Raw genomic sequence first — 4,664 nt, forward strand, 5'->3', positions numbered from 1 at the left:
TTACCAATATAATTCGTTTCTTTGTTGCCATAATATTTTTTTGTATATTTGTAAAGGATTAAAAATTGTGAAAAAAATCTAAAATAATTTAAGAACAAAACAATAAAGTTATGCAACATACAATTCAAGTACAAACAAACGTAAGAAACGGATTGTTTGACATAAACAGAGAAGTTGAAAAAATCGTTAGTGAAAGTGCTGTGCAAACAGGAATGGTAAATGTTTATGTTCAAGGAGCAACAGCCGCAATTATGATTCAAGAAAACTGGGATGATTCGGTTCAAAATGATGTTGTGAATTTATTAAAACAACTCATTCCCAGTGGCGTGTGGCAACATGATGCACAAGATGGAAATGGGGATGCTCATCTAAAATCAGGACTTGTTGGACCAAGCGAAACTATTCCAATTGTGAATGGGAAGATGGGTTTATCCACCTGGCAAAATATTTTTTTATGTGAATTTGACGGACCAAGAAGTAACAGGAATATTGTGGTTACTATTTTTGAAGCAAAGTGATAAGATTAACTGGCGACAAGGCAAATTTACGATAAGGCGAGTTGGCGATTAAGCGAACTGTGGAAAATTATGAGATTTATTAATCTTTTTTTATTTTTTTCTTGATACTGAAAAACGTATTAAATCACAAAGAGATTTTTTGTATTTACTGTCAGGAAATTCGTCAATAATTTTTAGTGATTTGTGAATGTATTCATTCATTTTATTTTCACTGTACTCAAATCCTTTTTTCTCTTTAATAAAAGAAACTACTTCATCAAAAACTTCTTTCTTTTTTCCTCTTTTTGAAATAGCTTTTACAATTGTTTTTTTTTCTTTTCCTGAAGCAATTTTTAAAGCATAAATTAACGGTAGAGTAAGTTTTTTTTCTTTGATATCAACACCTTTTGGCTTACCTGTGATGTCAGTACTAAAATCCAAAATATCGTCTTTTATTTGAAACGCAATACCTGCAAATTCTCCTGCTTTACTCATTTTTTCAATTTCATCATTAGTTGCTCCTGTTGATGCTACTCCAATTGCAAAACTACTTGAAATGAGACTTGCTGTTTTCATTTTTATAATTTCAAAATATACCTCTTCATCAATATCTAAAGTTCTTGCTTTTTCAATTTGCAAAAGTTCTCCCTCACTCATCATCTTTACAGTATTCGATGACAATTCGAGCATATCGTTTTCCTTATTTTCCAATGCCATCAACATTCCTTTTGAGAGAAGATAGTCTCCGCTAAGTACAGAAATTTTGTTTTTCCACAAAGCATTAAGTGTAAATGCACCTCTTCTTTGAGTTGAATCATCAACCACGTCATCATGCACCAATGTTGCTGTATGAATTAATTCAATAAAGGAAGCACCTCTGTATGTTTTGTCGTTTATTTTACCAAAAATACCTGCTGATAAAATTACAAACAAAGGACGCATCTGCTTACCTTTCTTTTTAATAATATATTTTAAAACTCTGTTGAGTAAAGGTATTTGTGATTGCAAATTTTTGTAAAAAAATTCATTAAAAACTTTCAGTTCATTTTTTACAGGAGCTTTTATCTTTGTCAATGAATCTGTCATAAATTTGTTTTATCAATCGGTACAAGCACGCTTTTTTTTGTCTCTATATTGATTTTCAAAATTATAAAAAAATAATCACAAAAAAAAGCAATTCTGTAAATTACAGAATTGCTTTTATATTTTTAAGATAAATATATTAGTTTAAAGTTTCAGTTCGTACTGCTGCGTTGTATTGAATTTTTAATGCTTTCGCCTTTCTTAATTCCTGCTTAACATCAGTAACAATTCCCATTTTTGTTTTTTTATCAACTTTTAAAGCAAAAGTCATGTATGGTCTTAATCTTTCGTCTTTTTTAAGTCTCTCATTTTCAACAAACTCAATTACATCAGTAGGAGCAGCAAATTTATCGTTTAGTTGAACCCTTGGAGCTGTACCATATTTTGCTCGATGCATATTTACGGGAGGTCCGATATTAATTGTACTTACCATTGATTTTTTTTCAATTTTAGTAAGCTCTGTTGCTTTTGGTACATGAGTTGTAACAAGTGCATCGCTATCCCTCATTACAGTAGCAACCATAAAAAAGAACAATAGAATAAAAATTATATCAGGTAGAGACGCTGTTGAAATTGCAGGGCTATCTTTACCTCTTTTACGTTCAAATTTTGCTGACATTATTTACCTCCTATATTTTCAGGTTCTGCTTCAGATATTTTCATTGGATACTTGCTATTAATTTCCTTTTGAACTGACTTAGGCAAATCTTCCATCGTCATCCCATGTTTTCTCATTGCCTCATTTTCACGTATTTCATTGTATGCAGCAGTAAGTTCATTTTGCACTTGCAAATAGATATTATAAGATGTTCCTCTGTCATTTTTAATAGAAACTACAGCTTTATCCGGGCTTATTGAAAGTTTTGGGTTTTTACCGTTGTTAAGAATAAATTCTTTTGTTTTTTCTTTCAATTCTCCAATTGTAGTATATTCTCCTTCTACAAGAAGTTGATCTCTGGCGTTTACCCTTATTTCAAAAATATCTCGTTTTTTAATATGAGACTCCGGTGGTGGCTGTGTAGGATCCGGCCATGGAGGAAGTTTCCTCATAATACCTTTATCCGTATCAATGGTAGTAACCATTAAAAAGAAAATCAGAAGAAGAAATGCAATATCTGCCATTGATGAGGCATTGAATTCTCCTCCGCTTCTTCGTTTAGTTTTCATATTCCAATTTATTTAAATAAAGAATGTATTTCACTTGCAATAATAGCTAAAACTGAAGCACCTCCGATAAAATATAATAATGTAAGAGAACCTCCTACAAATTTTATATACCCTTCAGTAACTTCAATCTTACTTAATGATTCTTCCGATGCAGTAAAATATGCAATGAGAAACACTAAAACAATCGCTACTAATCCAAGTAATGATTTTAAACTCTTTTTAGGGTTATCAATAAGTTTTGTAATTGAAAATAATAGTACTGCAAACAGTGCTATTCCCATTAAAATATATCCCGTTGATAATATTAAGCCTACCTTATTTCCAAGCCATCCAAGCAAAATAATAACAACAATTGCTGCGTAAAATAAACTCTTTATTATTATTGATGAATTAATTGATTTATTCATTTTCTAATATTATTTATTATTTTTTAGTAACATCATACTCAATCATCATATCTACTAAAGATATAGATGAATCTTCCATATCATTTACAATACCGTCAACTTTAGTAACAAGGTAGTTGTAAAATAATTGAAGGATAACAGCAACAACCAAACCTGCTACAGTAGTAAGAAGTGCAACCTTGATACCTCCTGCAACAATTGATGGAGAAATATCGCCAATCATTTCAATTTTATCAAATGCTTCTATCATACCAATAACAGTTCCCATAAATCCAAGCATAGGTGCAATTGAGATAAAAAGTGAAATCCACACAAGGCCTTTTTCTAAAAGTCCCATTTGGACAGAGCCATAAGAAACTATAGCTTTTTCTACATCTTCAACACCACCTTTTCTTCGGAAAAGTGCTTGATAAAAAATTGAAGCAACTGAACCTTTGGTATTTCTACATATTTCTTGTGCACCATCAGCATCGTTATTTTTCAATTTATCTTCAATTTTGTGAAGTAATTTTTTTGTATTTACTGATTTCATATTCAGTGTAATGATTTTTTCAATTGCGATTGCCAATCCAAGAATTAAAGCAATTAAAACAGGAAACATAAAACCACCGCCATCAATAAAATACTTTTTAATAATTTGAGTACCATTCTTTTTAGCAGGTACAGCTTCTTCTGCTTCTTCTGCTTCTTCAACTTCTTCTTCAACAGCTTCTTCTTTTACTTCAACTGCTGGTGAATCAACCTCAGAAGTAGTAGCATCATCTTCAATAGATTCTGCTTCTGTTGCGGGAGCTTTTTCATCATTTTCTTGAGCAATACTAAAGTTTGCTGAGAAAATAAGCCCTAAAATCACTAATACTAATAATGTCTTTTTCATTTGTTTGATTAATTTATTTACCAAATTTTTAAAATAATGAACTAATTAATTGTCCTTATGCGGAGAGGGAGGGATTCGAACCCCCGATCCCAGTTTCCCAAGATACACACTTTCCAGGCGTGCGCCTTCAACCACTCGGCCACCTCTCCTAAAAAGTTTCGCCTAAATTCAAAAGAACAAAGTAATTTTTTCGCTCGCAATTTAATATAAATAATTGCTCCTAATCAAATATTTTTCATAAAAATCATATTTGTTTCAAAAATCTATTACCTAATTTGAGTAATTGGGAACAAAGAAAATTGCTAATGCTTTGGTGCTATAAGGATTTCATGAAATTTGAGGACACCTTATTGGTATGTGAAAATTTTTGAAATTCCCTTTAGTGCCGAATGATTGGTAATCTTCAAAGTTTACAATCGCTTAATTGTAGGTACTAATAAAGTTGATTTGCTAAAGGGGGCTTCTATTACAATTAAAAATTATCAAGATTCTTTGTACTTTTGATTTTTTCAAAAATTGTAGTTTAACAAAAGGGAGGTTCTATAAATACATTCGCATTAAGATTTCCAGAGTTTTTTATAGACAATGAAAAAAATTGAAACAAATCGGGATAATGTAAAAAGTTTTGAAGAA

Annotated in this window: 6 protein-coding genes and 1 tRNA gene; 1 reads left to right on the top strand and 6 read right to left on the bottom strand. The window is 31.0% G+C overall.

What is annotated here, in order from left to right:
• Positions 1-110 precede the first annotated feature (110 nt).
• Positions 111-518 (top strand): secondary thiamine-phosphate synthase enzyme YjbQ, encoded by a 408-nt coding sequence (locus tag U9R42_02905; protein ID MEA3494965.1) that lies wholly within the window; start codon positions 111-113, stop codon positions 516-518.
• 90 nt (positions 519-608) lie between these two features.
• On the opposite strand, the gene U9R42_02910 is transcribed toward U9R42_02905, so the two are convergent.
• The 6 genes from U9R42_02910 to U9R42_02935 all read right to left on the bottom strand — a co-directional run bounded on the left by U9R42_02910 (position 609) and on the right by U9R42_02935 (position 4,180).
• Entirely contained in the window at positions 609-1,583 is a 975-nt protein-coding gene (locus U9R42_02910) for a polyprenyl synthetase family protein (GenBank protein MEA3494966.1), read from the bottom strand.
• Between the two features lie 136 nt (positions 1,584-1,719).
• Positions 1,720-2,199, bottom strand: a complete 480-nt coding sequence (locus U9R42_02915; protein MEA3494967.1) for a biopolymer transporter ExbD — start codon at positions 2,197-2,199, stop codon at positions 1,720-1,722.
• Positions 2,199-2,747 (bottom strand): biopolymer transporter ExbD, encoded by a 549-nt coding sequence (locus U9R42_02920; GenBank protein MEA3494968.1) that lies wholly within the window; start codon positions 2,745-2,747, stop codon positions 2,199-2,201. The genes U9R42_02915 and U9R42_02920 overlap by 1 nt, the downstream gene beginning before the upstream one ends.
• Before the next feature lie 8 nt (positions 2,748-2,755).
• Positions 2,756-3,154, bottom strand: coding sequence for a hypothetical protein (locus U9R42_02925; GenBank protein ID MEA3494969.1), 399 nt, complete (start codon positions 3,152-3,154; stop codon positions 2,756-2,758).
• A 16-nt stretch (positions 3,155-3,170) separates the two neighbouring features.
• Positions 3,171-4,031, bottom strand: coding sequence for a MotA/TolQ/ExbB proton channel family protein (locus U9R42_02930; GenBank protein MEA3494970.1), 861 nt, complete (start codon positions 4,029-4,031; stop codon positions 3,171-3,173).
• Positions 4,032-4,091: 60 nt separating this feature from the next.
• A tRNA-Ser gene (locus tag U9R42_02935) sits at positions 4,092-4,180 on the bottom strand.
• Positions 4,181-4,664: the final 484 nt, after the last annotated feature.

Source organism: Bacteroidota bacterium (genome assembly GCA_034723125.1).
In the GTDB taxonomy this organism is placed as follows: Bacteria; Bacteroidota; Bacteroidia; order CAILMK01; family JAAYUY01; genus JAYEOP01.

Bases quoted from the DNA above. Each gene is read 5' to 3' on its own strand.
- U9R42_02905 (MEA3494965.1), top strand. From the start codon at position 111: ATGCAACATACAATTCAAGTACAAACAAACGTAAGAAACGGATTGTTT.
- U9R42_02910 (MEA3494966.1), bottom strand. From the start codon at position 1,583: ATGACAGATTCATTGACAAAGATAAAAGCTCCTGTAAAAAATGAACTG.
- U9R42_02915 (MEA3494967.1), bottom strand. From the start codon at position 2,199: ATGTCAGCAAAATTTGAACGTAAAAGAGGTAAAGATAGCCCTGCAATT.
- U9R42_02920 (MEA3494968.1), bottom strand. From the start codon at position 2,747: ATGAAAACTAAACGAAGAAGCGGAGGAGAATTCAATGCCTCATCAATG.
- U9R42_02925 (MEA3494969.1), bottom strand. From the start codon at position 3,154: ATGAATAAATCAATTAATTCATCAATAATAATAAAGAGTTTATTTTAC.
- U9R42_02930 (MEA3494970.1), bottom strand. From the start codon at position 4,031: ATGAAAAAGACATTATTAGTATTAGTGATTTTAGGGCTTATTTTCTCA.